Genomic DNA, 21,046 nt, shown 5'->3' on the forward strand with positions numbered 1-21,046 from the left:
CTCAGGCCGCCGAATCATGATCGACCTTGCCGTCGTGCAGGCGCACCTCGCGCGGCGCGCGCGCGGCGAGGTCGCGGTCGTGGGTCACCAGCACCACGGTCTGACCGCCGCTGTGGACTTCGCCGATCAGATCGAGCACGTCGGCCGCGCTCTTGGAATCCAGGTTGCCGGTGGGTTCGTCGGCCAGCAGCAGCGCCGGCCGCAGCAGCAGGGCGCGGGCGATCGCCGCGCGTTGTTGCTGGCCGCCCGACAACTCGCTGGGGCGGTGGCTGCTGCGATCGCCCAGGCCGACGCGGCCGAGCAGTTCGTGCGCATGCGCGTGCGCGTCCGCCGGCGGTTCGCGATGGAAGCGCAGCGGCAGCAGCACGTTCTCCAGCACGCTCAGCCGCGGCAGCAGATGGAAGCTTTGGAAGACGAAGCCGATGCGGCGGTTGCGGATGTCGCTGGCGGCCTCGTCGTCGAATTCGGCCACGTCGCGGCCTTCGATCAGATAGCGCCCGCGGGTGGGGCGGTCCAGGCAGCCGAGAATATTTAGCAGGCTGGATTTACCCGAACCCGATGCGCCGGTGATGGCCACGAACTCGCCGGCGGCGATCTTCAGATCCACTCCGGCCAATGCGTTCACCGCCTGCCCATTCATCTCGTAGCGACGATGGACCGCATCCAATTCGATCATCGAAAACCAGGCCAGAATTCAAGGAAAGCACCGCGACGGGCCCAAGCGGCGGCCGTCGAACCGTCATCGAGGAAGTGACCGCGCAAGCCGCGCGCAGGTTCCCGGCCCGACACGCCCGCGACGCCGAACCCGGCCGCGCGCGTGGGTCGCGCAAGCCTTCCGCCGCGCCCGTCGCCCTGCGCGGTTTAGCTTACCGCGCCGCCGTCGCGCCCATTGAGCGGCGACATAGAGCAAACGTCTTACACCCGGCGAACTGTGAACCCGTGCCGCAATTGCGAGGTCAGTCATCGTTAGTTTAGGTATTGCGCTGATCGAAGGTTTTGCTGCACGGTGCCTCGCGAGGAATCGGCTGGCGGAGCCTTCAGAGCTTCCGGTTCGCGCGGACGGGATTGTCCGCGGTCGGGACCATCAGGGAAGCCGGCGTTATGTCCGTCGCCGCGCCGTGAGCGACCGGACCTATTCAGTACGACTCACCCGAGACCCACAACAGGGGATTCCGCCATGTTCCGCAAATTTTCGCTCTGCCTTTCCATCGGTCTGGTCGTCCTGCTCACCGGCTGCGAGCCGCCGCCGGCGATCGACGGCGTCACCAAGGTGCCGGCGCACATCGACCTGAAGGCCGATACGCCCGCCGCGCCGGGCGGAACCCAGGCCTGAACCGTATAGGCGATGCCGGGCTGAGTTAAGCCCGAGTTCAACGCATCAGGCAGACTCTGAATTCCTACCCGGGGGTCTGCCATGATCCGTAAACTTATAGTCCCATTAGTCGCAGCCGGCCTGCTGGCAGGTTGCGTGTCCGATTATTCCCTGCGCGGCGGTGGCGGCGGCGGTTCGTACTACTACGGCCGTCCCAGCGTCGACTACAACTACTACGGCGGCTACGGCGGTTACGCGCCCGGCTACGGGTACTACCCGTACGGCGAGTCCTATCGCTATCGCAACGGTGGTTACGGCTACTACGGCGGTTATCCGTACTACAACGGCTATCCGTACGGTTACGGCTACCCGCGCTACTACTACCCCAACCGTCCGCATCGGCCGCCCAGCAATCCGAACCCGAACCCGGGCTATCCGTCGCGGCCGTCCACGCGCGCCGACGGCGGCGTGTCCTGGCGCGACGCGCGTCCGATCGGCGGCGGCGCCTGGGCTCCGCGCAACGACAACCCGGCGATGCAGCAGCCGCGGTTCGCGCCGCAGCAGCGCTCGATGCCGCAACCGCGGATGTCGGCGCCCTCGGCACCGTCCGGACGCGCCGACGGTGGCCGCAGCTGGAAGGAATGGCGCAACGCCGAACGCTGAACAGTGACTTGCCGGCTGCCGGGGTTAGCCCCGGCAGTCGCCGAAATTGGAACGGGGCGCACTTGCGTTCGGGTCGGAGTGACCGCAATCTACCGCTACTGACCGCTTACGTCGTATTTGGACGTTTTCGGTAAGCACAGGCTTCTATGTCGGCGCCTGGCGAGGAATCACGGATCCCCCCTGTTCCGTCCCCGTCAGGCGTCGGCGCCCATTTCCCCGCGAGCGGGGCAAAACGAAAAAGCGCGCGTATCCACGCGCGCTTTTTCGTTTGAGATCAGTAAGTTGGCTGCGAGGCCCACAGATCGGCGGACGCCGTGGCGTGGCCGACAGGCAGCGGCCCGACGCGCTGGGCGCGGGCAATAAAAAGGGGCCGAATGTCCCCCGACATTCGGCCCCCCGGCTTCCCCCGCGAGCGCTTGGCCAGCCCCTGTTCCAATTCCAGCCGGCGTCTAGCGCCTGCCCCGCAAGGTGCATGAGTAGCTACGCATGAACCGTGCCAAGTGAGGCGGGCCGGGAATCGGGAATTGAGAATCGGGAATAGGTAAAGCGCGGCAGCGTGAGATCATGTCCGGCGAGCAATCGCGGCTTTACGCTGTTGATTCCCGATTCCCGATTCCCGATTCCCGATTCCCGATTCCCCGGCCCCATGAGCGACTTCTATCAATACGACGTGATCGTGATCGGCGGCGGCCATGCCGGCACCGAAGCCGCGCTGGCCTCGGCGCGCGCGGGTGCGCGCACCTTGTTGCTGACGCATTCGGTCGAGACGGTCGGCGCCATGAGCTGCAACCCGGCCATCGGCGGCATCGGCAAGGGCCATCTGGTCAAGGAGATCGACGCGCTCGGCGGCGTCATGGCGCGCGCGGCCGATGCCGCCGGCATCCAGTGGCGTCGGCTCAACGCCAGCAAGGGCCCGGCGGTGCGCGCCACCCGCTGCCAGGCCGATCGCGCGCTGTATCGCGCCTTCATCCGCCGCGCGGTCGAAGCGCAGCCGGGGCTGACGATGTTTCAGGCCGCGGTGGACGACATCGCTTTCGACAACGGCCGCGTGACCGGTGTGGTCACCCAGACCGGCCTGCGCTTCGACGCGCCGGCCGTGGTCCTGACCGCCGGCACCTTCCTCGCCGGCAAAGTCCACGTCGGCCAGACCACTTACGGCGCCGGCCGCGCCGGCGATCCGCCCGCCACCGCGCTGGCCGCGCGCCTGCGCGAAGGCCCGTTCGCGGTCGATCGCCTGAAGACCGGCACGCCGCCGCGCATCGACGGGCGCAGCCTGGACTACTCGGTGATGGAAGAGCAGCCGGGCGACGATCCGCGTCCGGTCATGTCCTTCATGGGCACGCGGGCCGACCATCCGCGTCAGGTCTCGTGCTGGATCACCCACACCAGCGAGCGCACCCACGAGATCATCCGCGGCGCGCTGGACCGCTCACCGCTGTACACCGGCCAGATCGAAGGCATCGGCCCGCGCTACTGCCCCTCGATCGAGGACAAGGTGGTGCGTTTCGCCGAGAAGGCCAGCCACCAGATCTTCGTCGAGCCCGAAGGCCTGGACGTGGCCGAGATCTACCCCAACGGCATCTCGACCTCGCTGCCGTTCGACGTGCAGCTGGACCTGGTGCGCTCGATCCGCGGCTTCGAGAACGCCCACATCACCCGGCCGGGCTACGCCATCGAGTACGACTTCTTCGATCCGCGCGGCCTCAAGACCACGCTGGAGACCAAGGCCGTGGCCGGCCTGTTCTTCGCCGGCCAGATCAACGGCACCACCGGTTACGAAGAAGCCGCCGCGCAGGGCCTGTTGGCCGGCGTCAACGCGGCGCGCTTCGTGCGCGGGGTGGACGGCTGGAGCCCGCGCCGCGACGAGGCCTACATCGGCGTGCTGGTCGATGATCTGATCACCCACGGCACCGGCGAGCCCTATCGCATGTTCACCTCGCGCGCCGAGTACCGGCTGCAGCTGCGCGAGGACAACGCCGATCTGCGCCTGACGCCGGTGGGGCGCGAGCTGGGTCTGGTCGAGCAGGCGCGCTGGACGCATTTCGAGCGCAAGCGCGAGGCGGTCGAGCGCGAGAGCGCGCGCCTGGCGGGCGTGTGGGCGGCGCCGAACAACGCGCTCGGCCGCGAGATCGCGCAGACCCTGGGCATCGAGGTCAGCCGCGAATGCAGCGCGCGCGATCTGCTCAAGCGTCCGGAGATCGACTACGCCAAGCTGATGCAGGTGCCGTCGCTGGGTCCGGCCGTGGCCGAGGCCGAGGTTGCCGAGCAGGTCGAGATCGGCGTGAAGTACGCCGGGTATCTGGACCGTCAGCGCGATGAGATCGAGCGCCAGCAGCGCAACGAGAGCACGCCGATTCCGGACGGATTCGACTACGCCGCGGTGCGCGGCTTGTCGCTGGAAGTGCAGCAGAAGCTGGAGCGCGTGCGGCCGCAGACCGTGGGCCAGGCGCAGCGCATTCCGGGCATGACGCCGGCGGCGATTTCGCTGCTGCTGGTGCATTTGACGCGGGCGCGGCGGGCTCGGGTGGCGTGATTTTCCGCGGGCGATGAGGGCGGTTCGGTCACCGAACTGTTTCGTCGCTGGAGCAAATCCCCCGCGCTGAGGTTTCGCGCGGCAATCTTTTTCGTCGGGCGCTGGCCCCCTTTTTCAAAGGGGGCGAATTGACGTGCTTGGTTGATGGTTACGAGCTACGTAGCTTGCCGCTGCCGCTGCCGCTGCCGCTGCCACTGCCGCTGCTGTTGCTGCTGCTGTTGCTGTTCCCCCCTTTAAAAAAGGGGGGCAGGGGGGATTTGCTCTTGCTCCACTCAGCACGCATAACCCTCAACCACTCGCCGCCTTCTCCGGATAGTTGATCGACCGAAAAATCCGCCACTCCCCCTCGCGCGAACGCCGGAACACATCCATGCTGCGATTCCGCGCCTTCGATTCCTCGCGTCCGTCGGCGCCGGTCACGCGCAGCTCCCACACCGCGCGCACCAGGGCCATGTCGCCGTCGGCGTAGATTTCCTCGACCTGCGGCACCCAGCGTTTCTTCGTGTCGCGCGCGGCGAACTCCTTCGCGTAGGCGGCCTGCATCTGCGCGTAAGTCTGATCGCGCGCGCCCTGGAAGGAAAAGCGCAGGTCGGGATCGAAGATGTCCATGACCCGGCTCTGGTCGGCCGCGGCGTAGGCGGCCAGCCAACGCTCGAAGGTGTCCCAGACTTGCCGGGCGCGCGCGCGGTCGCCGGCCAGGGGGACCGAAGCCGCGGCGGGGGCGGCTTGCGTGGACGGCGGCGCGGAGGGCGCCGCCGCCGACAACGGACCCGCCAGGCCGACACCGCATGCCAGCAGCATCGCCGACCATCGCTTGTTCATGTGCGCTCCACCGATGTCGCCGCCGCGCGGCAGAGCGCGCAGCTTCGCGCGTTCGCGGGGCGAACGGTATCGGCCGGAAGTAGCAGAACCTTCGGTGTGCCGAACGGCGGCAATGCGCGATCGCGCCCGCCGCAAGCCGCCGCTGCGCCGACGGTTGCGGCGCGGCCGTGCCTCAATACACCTTGCGATCCGCCTTGGCCGGCGGCGACCACTGATACAGCCAGGTTTCGCTGAGCGCGCCGCTGTCGTTCTTGAGGAACAGGCGCAAATCGATCTGCTCGGTCGAATCCCCCGGCGGCACCGCGTCGAACATCACCCGATAACCGTCGATCTCGTGCAGCGGTCGGCAGGACACGGTTTCCAGTTTGCCCTTGCCGATCTGGATCACCGGCTCGACGGTGGCGTCGCGCTTGGCCAACTGCGCCAGCGATCCGCCGGCGAAATCCACCGCGAAGCGCTGGGAAAAATAATCGCGCTTGAAGCCGATGCGGCCGCCCAGGCCGGTGCGCGTGGAAACGCAATGCGCCAGCTTGGGCACCGCCGGCGGCTGCGCGCCCCAGTACAGGCGATAGCCGTACAGCAGTTCCTGCCCGGCCTGCGGTTTCTCGCGCGGATTCCAGAACGCGACGATGTTGTCGAAGGTTTCGTCCAGGGTCGGAATCTCGACCAATTGCACCGAGCCCGCGCCCCAGCCTTGCTTGGGTTCGACCCACAGGCAAGGGCGCTTGTCGTAGAACACGCCGTCGTCCTGGTAATGGTCGAAGTTGCGGTCGCGCTGCAGCAGGCCGAAGCCGCGCGGGTTTTCGTCGCTGAACATGTTGAAGCGCAGGTGTTCGGGATTGCACAGCGGGCGCCAGATCCATTCACCTCTGCCGGTCCACATCGACAGGCCGTCGGTGTCGTGGATTTCCGGGCGCCAGTCCCAGTCCATGCGGCGGTCGTTCTCGCCGGTCTGGTACATGCTGGTGCACGGGCCCAGGCCGAGGCGCTCGATGCTCTTGCGCGGGTACAGCGCGCAATCGATGTCCATCAGCAGCACTTCGCCCGGCGTGATCGCGAAGCGGTACGCGCCGGCGACGCTGGGCGAATCGAGCAGGCCGTACACCACCACGGTGTCGGAATCGGCCGAGGGTCGTTCCAGCCAGTAGGCGATAAAGTCTGGGAATTCCTCCGCGTGGCCGGTGCCGGTGTCGATCGCCAGGCCGCGCGCGGACTGGCCGTACTGGCCTTCCACGCCGACCGCGCGGAAATAGCTCGCGCCCAGGAACGCGGCGAAATCGCGCTCGGGATCCTTGCGGGTGTTGAGGCGGAAACCGGCGAAGCCCAGGTCGGCCGGCAATGGCTTGCCCTGGATGCCGCTGCGCGCGCGGTCGAACATTTCCGGGTCGTAGGCGATCTCGCGCGCCTGGCCGCCGGCGAGTTCGTACATGCGCACCGGCGACTTGAAGAACAGGCCCAGATGGAAGAACTGCGCCAGGAACTTGCCGTCGCCGCCGCCCCACAGGGCGTGATCGCGGCGGAAGCGGATCGACTGGTACTGGTCCCAGTTCAACGCCGCCAACGCCGGCGGCAGGGTGGTGCTGCGCGGCGCGTAGGGCTTCGAGGCCAGCGCGCGGGCCTGGCCCTTGAGGGTGGCGAAGTCGAACGGCTGCGCCGCGCCGAGCTTGGTCGCGGCCGGGCCGGTCAGGGCGAGCGCGGGCAGGGGCAGGCCGAAGGCGGCCAGGGCGCCGGCCGCGGATTTGAGGAACTGGCGTCGGATCATGGGGCCGGCGACGTCGTGGCTGGGGGGTTGAGCATGCTAGCCAATCCGGGTGCCGTGGTGGTTAGCGCGGTGTTTAGGGCGGGGTGTGTGTCGCGGTTGCGGACGCGGGCCCTCATCCGCCCTTCGGGCACCTTCTCCCGCATGCAGGAGAAGGGACGCGCTGTGTCTGCTCCCTCTCCCGCTTGCGGGAGAGGGCCGGGGTGAGGGCACGCGCAACCTCGGCAAAAAAACACCCACCACCGAAGCCTCTTAGAATATCGCCCATGCTTCGACTCACCGACCTCCGCCTGCCGCTCGACCACCCGGCCAGCGCGCTTACCGACGCCATCCTCGCCCGCCTGGGCATCGCCGCGGCGGACCTCACCGGCTACACCATCGCCAAGCGCAGCTACGACGCGCGCAAGCGCGGCGGCATCGTGCTGATCTATTCGCTGGACGTGGACACGCCGCGCGAGGCCGAACTCCTCCAGCGCCTGGGCCCCGCCGCGCCGGCGCCCAAGGCCGGCAAGAACAGCGGCAAGAACGCCGCTCCCGCCGACGCCGGCAAGGTGCTGCCCACGCCCGACACCGAGTACAAATTCGTCGCCCGCGCGCCGGCCGCGCTGCCGCTGCGCCCGATCGTGATCGGCATGGGCCCGTGCGGCCTGTTCGCCGGCCTGATCCTGGCGCAGATGGGCTTCAAGCCGATCATCCTGGAACGCGGCAAGGCCGTGCGCGAACGCACCGTGGACACCTTCGGCCTGTGGCGCAAGCGCGTGCTCAATCCCGAGTCGAACGTGCAGTTCGGCGAAGGCGGCGCGGGCACCTTCTCCGACGGCAAGCTCTACAGCCAGATCAGCGACAAGCTGCATCACGGCCGCAAGGTGCTGACCGAATTCGTCCTGGCCGGCGCGCCGGAAGAAATCCTCTACGTCAGCAAGCCGCACATCGGCACCTTCCGCCTGGTGTCGATGGTCGAGAACATGCGCGCGACGATCGAATCGCTGGGCGGCGAAATCCGCTTCTCGCAGCGGGTCGAGGACGTGCTGATCGAGGACGGACAGCTGCGCGGCGTGACCTTGGCCGACGGCGCGCAACTGCGCGCCGACCACGTCGTGTTCGCGGTCGGCCACAGTGCTCGCGACACTTTCAAGATGCTGCACGAGCGCGGCGTGTTCATGGAGGCCAAGCCGTTCTCGATCGGGTTCCGCATCGAACACCCGCAATCGCTGATCGACGCCGCGCGCTTCGGCCCGCAGGCCGGTCACGAGATTCTCGGCGCGGCCGACTACAAGCTGGTGCATCACTGCCGCAACGGCCGTTCGGTCTACAGTTTCTGCATGTGCCCGGGCGGCACCGTGGTCGCCGCCGCCAGCGAGCCCGGCCGCGTGGTCACCAACGGCATGAGCCAGTACTCGCGCAACGAACGCAACGCCAACGCGGCGATCGTGGTCGGCATCACTCCGGACGACTTCAAGCCCTATGACGACAGCGGCAGCCCGCTGGCCGGCATCGCCTTGCAGCGGCATTGGGAGGCGCAGGCCTTCGCCCTGGGCGGCGGCGAATACGAAGCGCCGGGCCAGCGCGTCGGCGATTTCCTCGCCGGCCGCGCATCGACCGCGCTCGGCGCGGTGCAGCCCTCGTATACGCCGGGCGTGCGCCTGAGCGATCTGAGCGCGTCGCTGCCCGATTACGCGATCGCCGCGATCCGCGAAGCGCTGCCGGCCTTCGACAAGCAGATCAAGGGCTTCGCCATGGCCGATGCGATGCTCACCGGCGTGGAGACGCGCACCTCCTCGCCGCTGCGCATCACCCGCGGCGCCGACGGCCACAGCCTCAACACGCGCGGCCTGTTCCCGGCCGGCGAAGGCGCCGGTTACGCCGGCGGCATCCTGTCGGCGGCGGTGGACGGGATCAAGACCGCCGAAGCGGTGGCGATGAGCATCATGGCCGGCGCGGTGCGCTCGGCGTAAACCGCGGCGCGCGCGCCGTCCGATCGGCGTGTCGCGTCGCCGCGCGCCCTGACTTCCGGCCATGTCGCGGCGCGGCCGCGCCACGTATGGTCGTGCCACATCCCCGCAAATGGAGTGGTCATGCGCCTGTGGTTCTCGGCCGCGCTGTGCGCCGGCCTGTGTATCGCGCCGTTGTCGTTCGCATCGGCGGACACGGCGACGGCGGTAACCGCGGCCTCCAAGCCTGCCTCCGCGGCCGAAGTCGCGACTTATGCGCAGACCTTGCTGGCCGACAGCGTCCCCGAGGGCGGGCCGGGCATCGTGGTCCTGGTCGCGCGCGGCGATCAGGTGCTGTATCGCGGCGCGCGCGGGCTGGCCAATATCGAACTCGGCGTGCCGCTGACGCCCGATCAAGTATTCCGCCTGGGCTCGGTGACGAAACAATTCGCCGCCGCCGGGGTGATGAAGCTGGTCGAAGCCGGCAAGGTCGGTCTCGACGATCCGCTGTCCAAGTACGTCAAGGATTTCCCCAACGGCGGCGCGATCAGCGTGCGCCAGTTGCTCAATCACACCTCCGGGGTGAAGAGCTACACCGGCATCGACGGTTACATGGACGAGTCGATCAAGCGCGATCTGAGCACCCGGGCTCTGATCGATGTGTTCAAGGACCTGCCGGTGGATTTCGCGCCGGGGCAGGGCTACGCCTACAACAACTCGGGCTATGTGCTGGTCGGCGCGGTGATCGAGGCGGCGAGCGGACAGCGCTGGTACGACTATCTCGACCAAGCCCTGTTCAAGCCGCTGGGCCTGAAGCACACGCGTTACGGCGACGTGCACGCGCTGATTCCGGGCTACGTCGGCGGCTACACCCGCGGCGACGGCGGCAACGCGCCGATGAATTATCTCGACATGAGCCAGCCGCACGCGGCCGGCGCGCTGGTGTCCTCGCTCGACGATCTGCTGCGCTGGAACCTGGCGCTGCACAACGGCCAGGTGCTCAAGCCCGACAGCTATCGGGCGATGACCACGCCCGAAGGCAAGGCGCGCGAAGACGGCTATGGTTACGGCATCGGCAAGGCCTATGCGCACGGCCATGGCGGCTGGGGCCACGGCGGCGGCATCTTCGGGTTCGCCACGTTCCTGCTCTATCTGCCCGACGGCCAGACCACGGTGGCGGTGTTGTCCAATTCCGATTCCGCGCTCAAGGACGGCGTCAATCCGGAAGGACTGGCGCGCAGGCTGGCCGCGGTCGCGCTGGGCGATCGGTATCCGGCGATAGTGGCTGTGCCGGTGGATGCGGCCACGCTCAAGCAGGCCGAAGGCGTTTACCGGAAGAATCCGCAGCTCGCCTGGGCGCTGCGGGTGGTCGATGGCGTGCTGACCCAGCAGCGCCTGGGCGGCTCGCGCATCGCGCTCACGCCGGTGGGGCGCGATACCTACGCCTATCCCAACGGCCTGTCGCGGCTGCAGTTGCAGCGCGACGGCAAGGGCGCCGTCACCGCCATGCGTTACTTCGGCGACGGCGTCGGCGAGAGCCAGCTGACCGCGCGCAGCGACGAGCCCTTGCCCAAGCCGTGAGCCATCGACCGGGCCGTCGCGGCGCCTGAGGCGGCGCCGCGCGGCCGGCCGCGCCGCGCACAAGGATGTCCCCATCATGTGCAAGCGGTGTGCGCAATCAGTCGCCCCGGACCAGCGGTGCCGTTCTATGCCCAATGGCAGGGGGCAAGCGCGGGCGCATGGTTAGGATGCTCAATCCAGTCCCGCGCGTCGCCGGAGTTCCGTCCATGCTTCGACCCTGCCTTGCCCTGTTGCCCCTGATGATCGCCGCGGCGCTGCCGCTGTCGGCCGCGCGCGCGCAGACCGCGGCGCCGCGCGATACGCCGTATCCGGGCACCTTGCAGCTGCAGGTCGATGCCACCGACATCGCCCGGCGCGTGTTGCACGCGCATCAGCGCATCCCGGTCCAGGCCGGCCCCTTGACCTTGCTGTTCCCGCAGTGGATCCAGGGCAATCACTCGCCGACCGGGCCGATCGACAAGCTCGCCGGCCTGCGCATCAGCGGCAACGGCCAGCCCATCGAATGGGCGCGCGATCCGCTCGATGTGTACGCCTTCAAGCTCGACGTGCCGCAGGGCGTGAGCGAGATCGAGCTGAACTTCGACATGCTCACCCCGACCGGCAACAACCAGGGCCGGGTGGTGATGACCGCGGACATGCTCAACGTGCAATGGAACCAGGTCGCGCTGTATCCGGCCGGTTACTACGCGCGCGGCATCCAGATCGCGCCGACCCTGAAGTTGCCGGCCGGCTGGCAGGCCGGCACCGCGCTCGAACTGGAATCGCGCCAGGGCGACACCCTGCGCTATCGCACGGTGCCGTTCGACACCCTGCTCGACTCGCCGGTTTACGCCGGCCGCTACTACAAGCAGATCGATCTCGACCCGGGCGCGAAAACCCCGGTGCGGCTCAATGTCGTCGCCGACGCGGCGAAGTTTCTCGAAGCCAAGCCCGAGCAGATCAAGCCGCATCGCGAACTGGTCGCGCAGGCCTACAAGCTGTTCGGCTCGCATCAATACGATCACTACGATTTCCTGTTCTCGCTGTCCGCGCAGATGGGCGGCAACGGCCTGGAGCATCACCGTTCCAGCGAGAACGGCGTAGACACGGATTACTTCACCGGCTGGGACGGCGCCAGCGTCACCGGCCGCGATCTGCTCGCGCACGAGTTCGTGCATTCGTGGAACGGCAAATACCGCCGTCCGGCCGGCGTGACCTCAACCAATTTCAACCAGCCGCTCAGCGACGGCCTGCTGTGGGTCTACGAAGGCCAGACCCAGTACTGGGGCTATGTGCTGACCGCGCGCGCCGGGCTGTGGAAGCCGGAGATGGCGCGCGAGGCGCTGGCGATGGTGGTGGCGCGCTACGCCGACGATCGTCCCGGCCTGGCCTGGCGTTCGATCCAGGACACCACCATGGACCCGGTGATCGCGATGCGCCGGCCGAAGTCGTACCAGAGCTATCAGCTCAGCGAGGACTACTACAGCGGCGGCCAGCTGGTCTGGCTGGCCGTCGATGCCAAGCTGCGCGCGCTGACCGGCGAGAAGCGTTCGCTCGACGATTTCGCCCGCGATTTCTTCGGCGGCGAGAACGGCGACTATCAGGTCAAGCCGTACGAATTCGACGACGTGGTCGCGTCCTTGAACAAGGTCGCGCGTTTCGACTGGGCCGCCTTCCTGCGCGAGCGCATCGGCGCCAAGGCCTCGCCGCTGGACGGCGTGGCGGCGAGCGGCTGGAAGCTCGCCTACACCGACACGCCGGGCGATTTCGTCAAATTCGCCGAGGCCGATCGCAAGTACACCGACCTGACCTATTCGCTGGGCCTGAATCTGGCCAGCGACGGCACCATCAACGCGGTGCGCTGGGACGGACCGGCGTTCAACGCCGGCATCGCGCCGAGCAGCACGCTGATCGCGGTCAACGGCTACGCCGGCAACGGCGAGCGGCTCAAGGACGCGGTGACCGCGGCCAAGGACGGGCAGCATCCGATCGAGCTGATCATCAAGAACGCCGACGTGATCAAGACCGTGCGCATCGACTACCGCGGCGGCTTGCGTTATCCCAAGCTCGAGCGGATCGAAGGTACGCCGGACCGGCTGTCGAAGATCTTCGCGCCGAAGTGAAGCGCGGCGCGGCCATCATGATCGCCATTATCTGAAGCCCGGCCTCGGCGGCGCGGTGCGGATGGCGCAGTTGAAATTCGCCGGTACCCATCATCGCGGCATCGACGATGCGCGCAACATCGCGCGGCTGATGGCGTATGCGTTGGGGCGGGAGCGGTTGCCGGATGCGCGCGGCTGATCGATCGAGAAATCTCTTCTCCACGCGACCGCGAACCGTTCCCTCTCCCGCAAGCGGGAGAGGGAGCTGAAAGCGACAGTTCTGGCGACCGAGTTCAACCTCCAGCCATGTCCGCAATCTGTCCGCAATTGCGCGCTAAAGTCGCCGCGACGTTCACCGCACTGCGCCCGCATGCACCCCGGCCGATACGAATTAATCGTCACGACCGCCGCCGCCGCGCTCGCGCCGGCGCTCCCTTCCCTCCACCTGAAGACACCGCCGCCATGTACGGACTGATCGGCAAGATGAAAGCCACCGCCGGCCAGCGCGATGCGCTGATCGATGTGCTGCTGCAAGACGTCGGCGCCATGCCCGGGTGCCTGAACTACATCGTCGCCCGCGACCCGAAGGACGCCGATGCGATCTGGATCAGCGAAGTCTGGGACAACGCCGACAGCCATCGCGCCTCGCTGTCGCTGCCGCAAGTGCGCGCGGCGATCGAGCGCGCCAAGCCGATGATCGCCGGCTTCGAGGCGCATTTCGAAACCGAACCGGTCGGCGGCCACGGCCTGACCGCGGCGCGCTGACGCGGCCGCGAGCCGGCGCGTAGCGACGGCGCAGGCCGCGACGCGCGTCGATCAATCGCCGGGCACGACCGGCCGCGCCTGCGAATCCGCCGTCGCCACATCGCGCGCTCGACTCCGCCACGTCATGCTGCGCAGCACCCCGTCGCGGCGAATCAGCCCGTGGTACAGCGCCGCGCCCAAGTGCATCAGCACGGTGGCGAACAGCAGATACGCCAGGGCGCGATGCAACCAACGCAAGGTCGCGAACACGCTCGCGTCGAACGGCGCGATCGGCGGCAGTTGCACGCCCGCGCCCAGGCTCACCGGATAGCCGCCGGCCGACAGCATCGCCCAGCCGACCAGCGGCAGCGCGAACATCAGCCCATACAGCAGCCAGTGCGAGGCGAGCGCGGCGAAGCGCTGCAGCGGCGCCATGTCGGCCGGCAACGGCGGCGGCTTGCGCGCCAGGCGCAGCAGCAATCGCAGCACCGCCAGGGCCAGGATCGCGATGCCCAGCGGCTTGTGCAGCGCCAGCAGCCAGGTGTGCTTGTCCGATACGGTCGCGACCATGCCGGCGCCGACGAACAGCATCGTCAGGATCATCGCCGCCATCAGCCAGTGCAGCACCCGCGCCGGCAGCGAAAACATTTCATGATCGCGCCTCATCGCGGCGTCTCCTGCGGCGGACGGCCGCCGGCCCGGGCTTCCTCGGACGTGCGGCGGCGGTAGGAATCGGCATAGGCGGCCGAGCGCGCCGGCAGCAGCGGGTCGTCGGAACCGGCGATGCCGTCGGGCAGGATCAACGGGTCGTAGTTGATGTCGCGGCATTCGCCGGCGTCCTGCGATTGCGCGCGCTCGATCACCACGGTGCCGGCGTCGATCTCCTTGCGGTCGGCCGGCCACACGCGGGTGGCGTCGTCGGTCGGATCGCCGGCGGCGGCGAGGGTCACCAGCAATCGCCAGCGCAGCGGGCCGCTGGCGAGGCGCTGGTCGAGTTCGCGCGCGAGCACATCGTGATCCTGCGCCGACAGCGGCGCGGCGGCCGCGCCGTTGTCCGGCGCCACCCGCCAGCGCACCGCATGGCGCGCGCCGCCGGCATCGACGAAGTAGAACGCGTTGAGACCGTAGTAGGCCTCGGTGGCGTAGCTCGCCGAGGGCTTGCGGTCCTTGGCCCAGGCGCGGAACGCGGCGGTTTCCGGATGCGCGGCGAAGAACGCCTTCTGTTTCTCCGGATCGGGCTTGCCGGTGGCCGGATCGGGCGCGCCGGCCTGCAATTGCTCGAAGAACGCCTGCGGCGTGGCGACCGGGAACACCGGCATGCTGTTCATGCCGGTGCGCCACTGCTGGCCGTCGGCCTGGGTGAAGCGCAGGGCGAAGCTGCGGATCGGCACGCCGCCGTCGGGCGCGTAGGGATTGCCGCCGGGCAGGGCGAAGCGGCCGACCACCGGCGTGGCGCCGGGCGCGAACAAGGCCGCTTTCGAATACGCCGCGGCCTGGCCGTTGCTGTCGAAGCGGCCGATCACGCACACGCCCTTGGCGTGATTGCGCCGGTAGCCCGGATGCAGGCCGCCGTTGTTCTGCAGGGTATCGACCACGCGCTTCGGAGTGAGCCGGTTCGGATCGAGCGGGCCGGCGACGTAGCCGAAGGCGGCCGCCAGCGCGCTCACCGCGAAGGCGATCAGCGCCCAGCGGCCGAGCGGTCGCGGCGGCGGGGATGAGGCGGAGCGGGCGGTGTCGATGGGATCGGGCGGCGGCATGCGGGCTTCTCGGTGGGGGCGCGATACCGGTACGACGCGCGTCGCCGGGGTTTATTCCATCGGCGGCGGAATAAACTGCGGCCAGCGGCGTCCCACTCAGGACAGTCCCCTCCAGCCGGTCCCGCGCCATGTCCGCCAGCGAAATCGATGCCGCCCTGCGCGAACAGCTGCCCTCGTTGCGGCGTTTCGCCCGCTGGCTGGCGCGCGACCCGCATGCCGCCGACGATTTGGTGCAGGCGGCGATGGAGCGCGCGATCACCCGCTGGGCCGGCCGCCGCGACGAGCAAGCGCTGCGGCCGTGGCTGTTCGCGATCGTCTACCGCCAATTCCTCGACGGCCAGCGCCGTTCGCAGCGCTATGCCGGCCTGCTGGCGCGGCTGGGCATCGCCGGCGCCGACAGTCAACCGTCGGCCGAACGCGAGTTCCTCGCCCGCTCCACCCTGGAAGCGATGCAACGGCTGCCGGTGGAGCAGCGCAGCCTGCTGCTGTGGATCTCGGTCGAGGGCCTGAGCTATCAGGAGGTCGCGGAGATTCTGCAGGTTCCGATCGGCACGGTGATGTCGCGGCTGTCGCGCGCGCGCCAGGCCTTGCGCCGGCTCAGCGACGGCGAAACGCCGGCCCCGGCGTTGAGGCTGCTGAAATGAGCGGTTCTGGCCTTCGCGTAGTTCGGCCTTGCGTGCGCGGATGCGCGGCCGACATCGCTTCCCTTGATCGCAAGCAATCCGGTCGCCGTCGCGATCGGTTCGATATCGCCCCGATGAGCGCCTCATGAGCACGCCCCCGAACGAACACGATCTGCACGCCTACGTCGATGGACGCCTGGACGCCGCGAGCCGCGCCGATGTCGAGGCGTGGTTGAGCCGCCATCCCGAACGGCTGGCGGAAATCCAGGCCTGGCAGCGCGACGCGCAGCAACTGCGCGCGGCCTTGGCCGGCGAAAGCCTGGCGCCGCCGCCCGAACTCGATCCCGCGCGCGTGCGCGGTGCACTCGCGCGCCGGCGCAGCGCGCGCTACGCGATGGCGGCGGCGGTGCTGTTGAGCATCGGCGTCGGCTGCCTCGGCGGTTGGCAGGCACGCGAATGGTCGCAGCCGGCCGCGCCGCCCGCATCGGCGAGCGCGGCGCCGATGGCCGATGCGATCCAGGCGCATCGCCTGTTCGCCGTGCGTCACGACCTCCAGCCCGACCGCGTCGCCGCCGATCTGCAGCCGTGGCTGGAAGCGAACTTCCGCCAACCCATGAAACTGCCCGACCTGAGCGGCTCGGGCTTCAGGCAAGTCGGCGGCCGCCTGCTCGCCACCGACCAGGGCGCCGCCGCCTTGATCGTGTACGAAGACGCCGCCGGCAACGCGATCAGCTTCTACATCCGCCCGCCCGGCCCGCACCGCCACCTGCTGCCGCGCGGCGACCGCCGCGACGGCGACCTGCTTGCGCAGTACTGGTCGCGCGGCGGCTACAACTACGCGATGGTGAGCGGCAGCGACGACGGCAGCACGCGGGTGGTGAAGCGGGCGTTGCAGGCGATTTGAGTTGGGGCGACGTTATTCACGTCGTCGTTGCCGCGAGTGGGATTCCGCGTTGCTTCGGCGAAGCCGAATATCCAGAGACTTCAGCGCCATCTTCCAAGAACGTCATTCCCGCGAAGGCGGGCTCCGCTTTACTTCGGCGAAGCCGAATATCCAGAGCCTTTAGCGTCATCTTTCAGAACGTCATTCCCGCGAAGGCGGGAATCCAGAGCCTTTAGCGTCATCTCTCCAGGCCGTCATTCCCGCGAACGCGGGCTCCGCTTTACTTCGGCGAAGCCGAATATCCAGTGACTTCAAACGTTCTCGCACGAAAGGCCCTGGATTCCCGCCTTCGCGGGAATGACGAGCAAAGGCCAAAGCCGAAACCAAAGCCGAAGCCGAAGCGGAGGCGGAACGACGAGCAACGGCAAGCCACCGACCAAAAACACCCACCAAAAACACCCGCCCAAACAAAAGCCCCGCTTCCGCGGGGCCTTCGCCTAAATCCAAACCAACCGAACCTTAAGCCGCCTGCACAATCCGCAACGGATTACCGAATTCCTTGATCAACTCCGCCTCGCGTGCCTTGGCCTTGTGCAGGTGGTCTTCCTTGACGTGGCCGTAGCCGCGGATGTGCTCGGGGATGCTGGCGATTTCAGCGGCCAGATCGACGTTGCCGCCGTCCAGCGACGCCAGCAGGCCGCCGACGGTCTGCTCGTAGTCGGCGATCAGCTGGCGCTCCATCTTGCGTTCTTCGGTGTAGCCGAAGATGTCGAGCTTGCCGCCGCGCAGCTTGCGCAGCTTGGCCATCCACTTGAACGCGGTGAACACCCACGGGCCGAATTCCTGCTTGATCAAACGGCCCTGCGCGTCCTTCTTGGCCAGCAGCGGCGGGGCGAGGTGGAACTTGAGCTTGTAGTCGCCGTCGAACTGCTGCTCCAGCTTGCGCTGGAATTCGCCGCTGGTGTACAGGCGCGCGACTTCGTACTCGTCCTTGTAGGCCATGAGCTTGAAGAAGTAGCGCGCGACCGCCTCGGCCAGATCGGTCGAGCCCGGCGCCTTGCTCTGCTCGGCTTCGCGCACCTTGGCGACGAAATCGGAGTAGCGCTTGGCGTAGGCGGCGTCCTGGTACTCGGTGAGGAACGACACGCGGCGCGAGATCAGTTCGTCCAGCGAGCGCGACAGGCGCAGATCGTCCAGCGGCAGGAAAGCGACGTTGTCGCTGTCCGCGCGCGCCGGCACGTGGCGCAGTTCGTCTTCGTTGCGGGTCGCGCGCGGCGCCGAGGTCGCGCCCCATTCGTTGCCTTCCCATTCGCCCGGCGCCAGATGCGGCAGGTCGTGCGGGGTGGCTTCGGCGGTGGTCTGTACCTTGCGGGTCACGCCGGCGGCCTGCGCCACCGACTGCGGATCGATCGCGGCCAGGCGACCCCAGGCGAAGGCGGTCTTGTTCATTTCGATCGCCGCGCCGTTGAGCTCGATCGCGCGCATCAGCGCGTCGAACGCGATCGGCACCAGGCTGCGCTGCCAGGCGTAGCCGAGGATGAACAGATTGGTCGCGATCGCGTCGCCGAGCAGCGCGGTGGCCAGCTGGGTCGCATCGACGATCAGCGGATCTTCGCCGCCGAGCGCCTGCTTGATCGCCGCGACGATGTCGGTCGCCGGGAACTGCATGTCCGGACGCGTGGTGAAGGTGCCCGGCATCGCTTCGTAGCTGTTGAGCACGACTTGGCTGCGGCCGGCGCGCACCTTCGACAGCGCCCAGTAGTCGTTGACCACGACCATGTCGCAACCCAGCACCAGATCCGCTTCGCCCGCGGCGATGCGCACCGCGTGGATGTCGGCCGGGGTCTTGGCGATACGGATATGCGTGGTGACCGCGCCGCCCTTCTGCGCCAGGCCGGTCTGGTCGAGCACGCTCGCGCCCTTGCCTTCCAGATGCCCGGCCATGCCGAGCAACGCGCCGATGGTGACCACGCCGGTGCCGCCGACGCCGGTGATCAGGATGTTCCAGGGCTGATCCAGCGCGGGCAGCGGCGGCATCGGCAGATTGTTCAGGCGATCCTTGGCGGACGAGCCTTTCTTCTTCTTCAGCCCGCCGCCTTCCACCGTGACGAAGCTCGGGCAGAAGCCGTTGACGCAGGAATAATCTTTATTGCAATTGGACTGATCGATCTCGCGCTTGCGCCCGAACTCGGTTTCCTTCGGCAGCACCGACACGCAGAACGACTTCTTGCCGCAATCGCCGCAGCCTTCGCAGACCAGGGTGTTGACCATCACGCGCTTTTGCGGATCGACCATCTTGCCGCGCTTGCGGCGGCGGCGCTTCTCGGTCGCGCAGGTCTGATCGAAGATCAGCACGCTGGTGCCCTTGACCTCGCGCAGGCGCTTTTGCACCGCGTCGAGCTCCTTGCGATCGTGGAATTCCATGTCGCTGGGGAACAGTTCGCGCTTGTTCCACTTGGCGATGTCGTCCGACAGCAGCACGATGGTGTGCACGCCCTCGGAGCGCACCTGGTGCGCGATCTGCGGCACCGACAAGGTTCCGTCGACCGGCTGGCCGCCGGTCATCGCGACCGCGTCGTTGTAGAGGATCTTGTAGGTGATGTTGACGCCGGTGGCGACCGACTGGCGGATCGCCAGCGAGCCGCTGTGGAAGTAGGTGCCGTCGCCGAGGTTCTGGAACACGTGCTGGGTTTCGGTAAACGCCGCCTGCCCCGACCAGGTCACGCCTTCGCCACCCATGTGGGTGAAGGTGTTGGTGTCGCGGTCCATCCACGTCACCATGTAATGGCAACCGATGCCGCCGAGCGCGCGCGAGCCTTCCGGCACCACGGTCGAGGTGTTGTGCGGGCAGCCCGAGCAGTAATGCGGCACGCGCGGGAACGAGGCGCGCGGCAGGGCGAGTTCGCTCTCCTTCTCTTCCATCCAGCGCAGCACGTTTTCCATGTGCTCGGAGTTGTGGAAGCGCTGGATGCGGCGCGCGATCACGCCGGCGATGCGCGCCGGGGTCAGCTCGCCGGTGGACGGCAGGATCCACTCGCCGCTTTCGTCGTACTTGCCGACGATCGACGGACGGCGCTCGCCGTCCCAGTTGTACATCGATTCCTTCATCTGGCTTTCGATGAAGGCGTGCTTCTCCTCGACCACCAGGATGTCGTCCAGGCCGCGCGCGAACGCGCGCAGGCCGACCGGTTCCAGCGGCCAGGTCATGCCGACCTTGTACACGCGCAGGCCCAGGTCCGAGCACGCGCGCGCATCCAGGCCCAGGTACTCCAGCGCCTGCAGCACGTCGAGGTAGCTCTTGCCGGTGGTGATGATGCCCAGCCGCGCGTTCGGCGAATCGATGACGATGCGGTCGATCTTGTTGGCCCGCGCGAACGCCTGCGCGGCCTTGACCGCGTACTGGTGCAGGCGCATTTCCTGATCCATCGGCGGATCGGGCCAGCGGATGCTCAAACCGCCCGGCGGCAGGATGAAATCGTCCGGAGTGAGGATGTTCAGCGCGAGCGGATTCACGTCCACCGAGGCGGACGATTCGACCGTTTCGGCGATGGTCTTGAAGCCGACCCAGCGGCCGGTGTAGCGCGACATCGCCCAGCCGATCAGGCCCATGTCGAGAATGTCCTGCACGCCGGCCGGATTGAGGATCGGCATCATCGCGCTGGTGAACTCGCCTTCGGAGCCGTGCGGCAGCGTCGAGGAGCGGCAGGCGTGATCGTCCGCGGCCAGCGCCAATACGCCGCCGTACTTGCTGGTGCCGGCGGCGTTGGCGTGCTTGAGCACGTCGCCGGTGCGGTCCACGCCCGGGCCCTTGCCGTACCACATGCCGTACACGCCTTCGACCTTGGCGCCGGGGAACAGATTGGTCTGCTGCGTGCCCCAGACCATGGTCGCGCCCAGGTCTTCGTTGAGGCCTGGAGTGAACTTCACGCCGGCCGCTTCCAGATGCTTGCGCGCGCGCCACAGCTCCAGATCGAAGCCGCCCAGCGGCGAGCCGCGGTAGCCGGAGATGAAGCCGGCGGTGTTCAGGCCCGCGGCCTGGTCGCGCAGGCGCTGCATCAGCGGCAGACGCACCAGCGCCTGCACGCCGGACAGATAGATGCGGCCTTCCTGACGGGTGTACTTGTGCTCGAGCGAGTAATCCGGATCGAGGACGGAATTGGTCAGGGAAGTATTCGCCGACGAGGGCGAGCTGAGTTCTGCGGTGCTGGTCATGGCGGGCTCTCGCGGCGGTGCCGCGGGTTGGCTGGCGGGGGCGTTCGGCGATCCGCGCGGACCGGCGGTGGCGCGCCGGGACCGAGCAAAGACTCGGAATTATAGCTTGTGTGCTCAATCGGGCCGCTAGGTGGCACCGGTGTGC

At 68.1% G+C, this 21,046-nt stretch carries 15 protein-coding genes; 9 read left to right on the forward strand and 6 right to left on the reverse strand.

Going from position 1 to position 21,046, the window contains the following annotated elements; genetic code table 11:
* Nucleotide 1 precedes the first annotated feature (1 nt).
* Complete coding sequence (locus AB4Y92_RS02955) at nucleotides 2–676, reverse strand: ABC transporter ATP-binding protein (protein WP_215057750.1); 675 nt, start codon at nucleotides 674–676, stop codon at nucleotides 2–4.
* Between the two features lie 501 nt (nucleotides 677–1,177).
* Between AB4Y92_RS02955 and AB4Y92_RS02960 the strand changes: the two genes are divergently transcribed.
* The 3 genes from AB4Y92_RS02960 to mnmG all read left to right on the forward strand — a co-directional run bounded on the left by AB4Y92_RS02960 (nucleotide 1,178) and on the right by mnmG (nucleotide 4,508).
* On the forward strand, nucleotides 1,178–1,333 hold the full coding sequence (locus AB4Y92_RS02960; RefSeq protein WP_441818295.1) for a hypothetical protein: 156 nt from the start codon (nucleotides 1,178–1,180) through the stop codon (nucleotides 1,331–1,333).
* Between the two features lie 135 nt (nucleotides 1,334–1,468).
* Nucleotides 1,469–1,975, forward strand: coding sequence for a hypothetical protein (locus tag AB4Y92_RS02965; RefSeq protein WP_441818296.1), 507 nt, complete (start codon nucleotides 1,469–1,471; stop codon nucleotides 1,973–1,975).
* Between the two features lie 646 nt (nucleotides 1,976–2,621).
* Nucleotides 2,622–4,508 (forward strand): tRNA uridine-5-carboxymethylaminomethyl(34) synthesis enzyme MnmG, encoded by a 1,887-nt coding sequence (gene mnmG, locus AB4Y92_RS02970; RefSeq protein ID WP_441818297.1) that lies wholly within the window; start codon nucleotides 2,622–2,624, stop codon nucleotides 4,506–4,508.
* A 288-nt stretch (nucleotides 4,509–4,796) separates the two neighbouring features.
* On the opposite strand, the gene AB4Y92_RS02975 is transcribed toward mnmG, so the two are convergent.
* Entirely contained in the window at nucleotides 4,797–5,330 is a 534-nt protein-coding gene (locus AB4Y92_RS02975) for a YybH family protein (RefSeq protein ID WP_441818298.1), read from the reverse strand.
* Nucleotides 5,331–5,502: 172 nt separating this feature from the next.
* Nucleotides 5,503–7,092 (reverse strand): glucan biosynthesis protein, encoded by a 1,590-nt coding sequence (locus AB4Y92_RS02980; protein WP_441818299.1) that lies wholly within the window; start codon nucleotides 7,090–7,092, stop codon nucleotides 5,503–5,505.
* Between the two features lie 263 nt (nucleotides 7,093–7,355).
* On the opposite strand from AB4Y92_RS02980, the gene AB4Y92_RS02985 reads away from it, so the two are divergent.
* The 4 genes from AB4Y92_RS02985 (at nucleotide 7,356) to AB4Y92_RS03000 (ending at nucleotide 13,447) form a co-directional block, all read left to right on the forward strand.
* Complete coding sequence (locus AB4Y92_RS02985; RefSeq protein WP_441818300.1) at nucleotides 7,356–9,044, forward strand: NAD(P)/FAD-dependent oxidoreductase; 1,689 nt, start codon at nucleotides 7,356–7,358, stop codon at nucleotides 9,042–9,044.
* A gap of 120 nt (nucleotides 9,045–9,164) precedes the next feature.
* Entirely contained in the window at nucleotides 9,165–10,601 is a 1,437-nt protein-coding gene (locus AB4Y92_RS02990) for a serine hydrolase domain-containing protein (RefSeq protein WP_441818301.1), read from the forward strand.
* A 206-nt stretch (nucleotides 10,602–10,807) separates the two neighbouring features.
* On the forward strand, nucleotides 10,808–12,703 hold the full coding sequence (locus AB4Y92_RS02995) for a M61 family metallopeptidase (RefSeq protein WP_441818302.1): 1,896 nt from the start codon (nucleotides 10,808–10,810) through the stop codon (nucleotides 12,701–12,703).
* A gap of 441 nt (nucleotides 12,704–13,144) precedes the next feature.
* Nucleotides 13,145–13,447 carry a putative quinol monooxygenase gene (locus AB4Y92_RS03000; RefSeq protein ID WP_441818303.1) on the forward strand — a complete coding sequence of 101 codons (303 nt, stop codon included), beginning with the start codon at nucleotides 13,145–13,147 and terminating at the stop codon, nucleotides 13,445–13,447.
* A gap of 51 nt (nucleotides 13,448–13,498) precedes the next feature.
* On the opposite strand, the gene AB4Y92_RS03005 is transcribed toward AB4Y92_RS03000, so the two are convergent.
* Both AB4Y92_RS03005 and AB4Y92_RS03010 read right to left on the reverse strand, forming a co-directional pair.
* Entirely contained in the window at nucleotides 13,499–14,092 is a 594-nt protein-coding gene (locus AB4Y92_RS03005; protein WP_441818304.1) for a cytochrome b, read from the reverse strand.
* Nucleotides 14,089–15,183 carry a catalase family peroxidase gene (locus AB4Y92_RS03010; protein ID WP_441818305.1) on the reverse strand — a complete coding sequence of 365 codons (1,095 nt, stop codon included), beginning with the start codon at nucleotides 15,181–15,183 and terminating at the stop codon, nucleotides 14,089–14,091. The genes AB4Y92_RS03005 and AB4Y92_RS03010 overlap by 4 nt, the downstream gene beginning before the upstream one ends.
* Before the next feature lie 128 nt (nucleotides 15,184–15,311).
* Between AB4Y92_RS03010 and AB4Y92_RS03015 the strand changes: the two genes are divergently transcribed.
* Together AB4Y92_RS03015 and AB4Y92_RS03020 are read left to right on the forward strand one after the other, a co-directional pair.
* Nucleotides 15,312–15,827 carry an RNA polymerase sigma factor gene (locus AB4Y92_RS03015; RefSeq protein WP_441818306.1) on the forward strand — a complete coding sequence of 172 codons (516 nt, stop codon included), beginning with the start codon at nucleotides 15,312–15,314 and terminating at the stop codon, nucleotides 15,825–15,827.
* A gap of 124 nt (nucleotides 15,828–15,951) precedes the next feature.
* Complete coding sequence (locus AB4Y92_RS03020; RefSeq protein ID WP_441818307.1) at nucleotides 15,952–16,710, forward strand: anti-sigma factor family protein; 759 nt, start codon at nucleotides 15,952–15,954, stop codon at nucleotides 16,708–16,710.
* A gap of 498 nt (nucleotides 16,711–17,208) precedes the next feature.
* On the opposite strand, the gene AB4Y92_RS03025 is transcribed toward AB4Y92_RS03020, so the two are convergent.
* Complete coding sequence (locus AB4Y92_RS03025) at nucleotides 17,209–20,901, reverse strand: indolepyruvate ferredoxin oxidoreductase family protein (protein WP_441818308.1); 3,693 nt, start codon at nucleotides 20,899–20,901, stop codon at nucleotides 17,209–17,211.
* Between the last annotated feature and the right edge of the window lie 145 nt (nucleotides 20,902–21,046).

The sequence above is a fragment of the Lysobacter sp. TAB13 genome (assembly GCF_052113885.1).
Classification (GTDB): domain Bacteria; phylum Pseudomonadota; class Gammaproteobacteria; order Xanthomonadales; family Xanthomonadaceae; genus Lysobacter; species Lysobacter gummosus.

Bases quoted from the DNA above. Each gene is read 5' to 3' on its own strand.
- AB4Y92_RS03025 (WP_441818308.1), bottom strand. From the start codon at position 20,901: ATGACCAGCACCGCAGAACTCAGCTCGCCCTCGTCGGCGAATACTTCC.
- AB4Y92_RS03000 (WP_441818303.1), top strand. From the start codon at position 13,145: ATGTACGGACTGATCGGCAAGATGAAAGCCACCGCCGGCCAGCGCGAT.
- AB4Y92_RS03005 (WP_441818304.1), bottom strand. From the start codon at position 14,092: ATGAGGCGCGATCATGAAATGTTTTCGCTGCCGGCGCGGGTGCTGCAC.
- AB4Y92_RS02990 (WP_441818301.1), top strand. From the start codon at position 9,165: ATGCGCCTGTGGTTCTCGGCCGCGCTGTGCGCCGGCCTGTGTATCGCG.
- AB4Y92_RS03015 (WP_441818306.1), top strand. From the start codon at position 15,312: ATGTCCGCCAGCGAAATCGATGCCGCCCTGCGCGAACAGCTGCCCTCG.
- AB4Y92_RS03020 (WP_441818307.1), top strand. From the start codon at position 15,952: ATGAGCACGCCCCCGAACGAACACGATCTGCACGCCTACGTCGATGGA.
- AB4Y92_RS02960 (WP_441818295.1), top strand. From the start codon at position 1,178: ATGTTCCGCAAATTTTCGCTCTGCCTTTCCATCGGTCTGGTCGTCCTG.
- AB4Y92_RS02985 (WP_441818300.1), top strand. From the start codon at position 7,356: ATGCTTCGACTCACCGACCTCCGCCTGCCGCTCGACCACCCGGCCAGC.
- AB4Y92_RS02975 (WP_441818298.1), bottom strand. From the start codon at position 5,330: ATGAACAAGCGATGGTCGGCGATGCTGCTGGCATGCGGTGTCGGCCTG.
- AB4Y92_RS02980 (WP_441818299.1), bottom strand. From the start codon at position 7,092: ATGATCCGACGCCAGTTCCTCAAATCCGCGGCCGGCGCCCTGGCCGCC.
- AB4Y92_RS02995 (WP_441818302.1), top strand. From the start codon at position 10,808: ATGCTTCGACCCTGCCTTGCCCTGTTGCCCCTGATGATCGCCGCGGCG.
- AB4Y92_RS03010 (WP_441818305.1), bottom strand. From the start codon at position 15,183: ATGCCGCCGCCCGATCCCATCGACACCGCCCGCTCCGCCTCATCCCCG.
- mnmG (WP_441818297.1), top strand. From the start codon at position 2,622: ATGAGCGACTTCTATCAATACGACGTGATCGTGATCGGCGGCGGCCAT.
- AB4Y92_RS02955 (WP_215057750.1), bottom strand. From the start codon at position 676: ATGATCGAATTGGATGCGGTCCATCGTCGCTACGAGATGAATGGGCAG.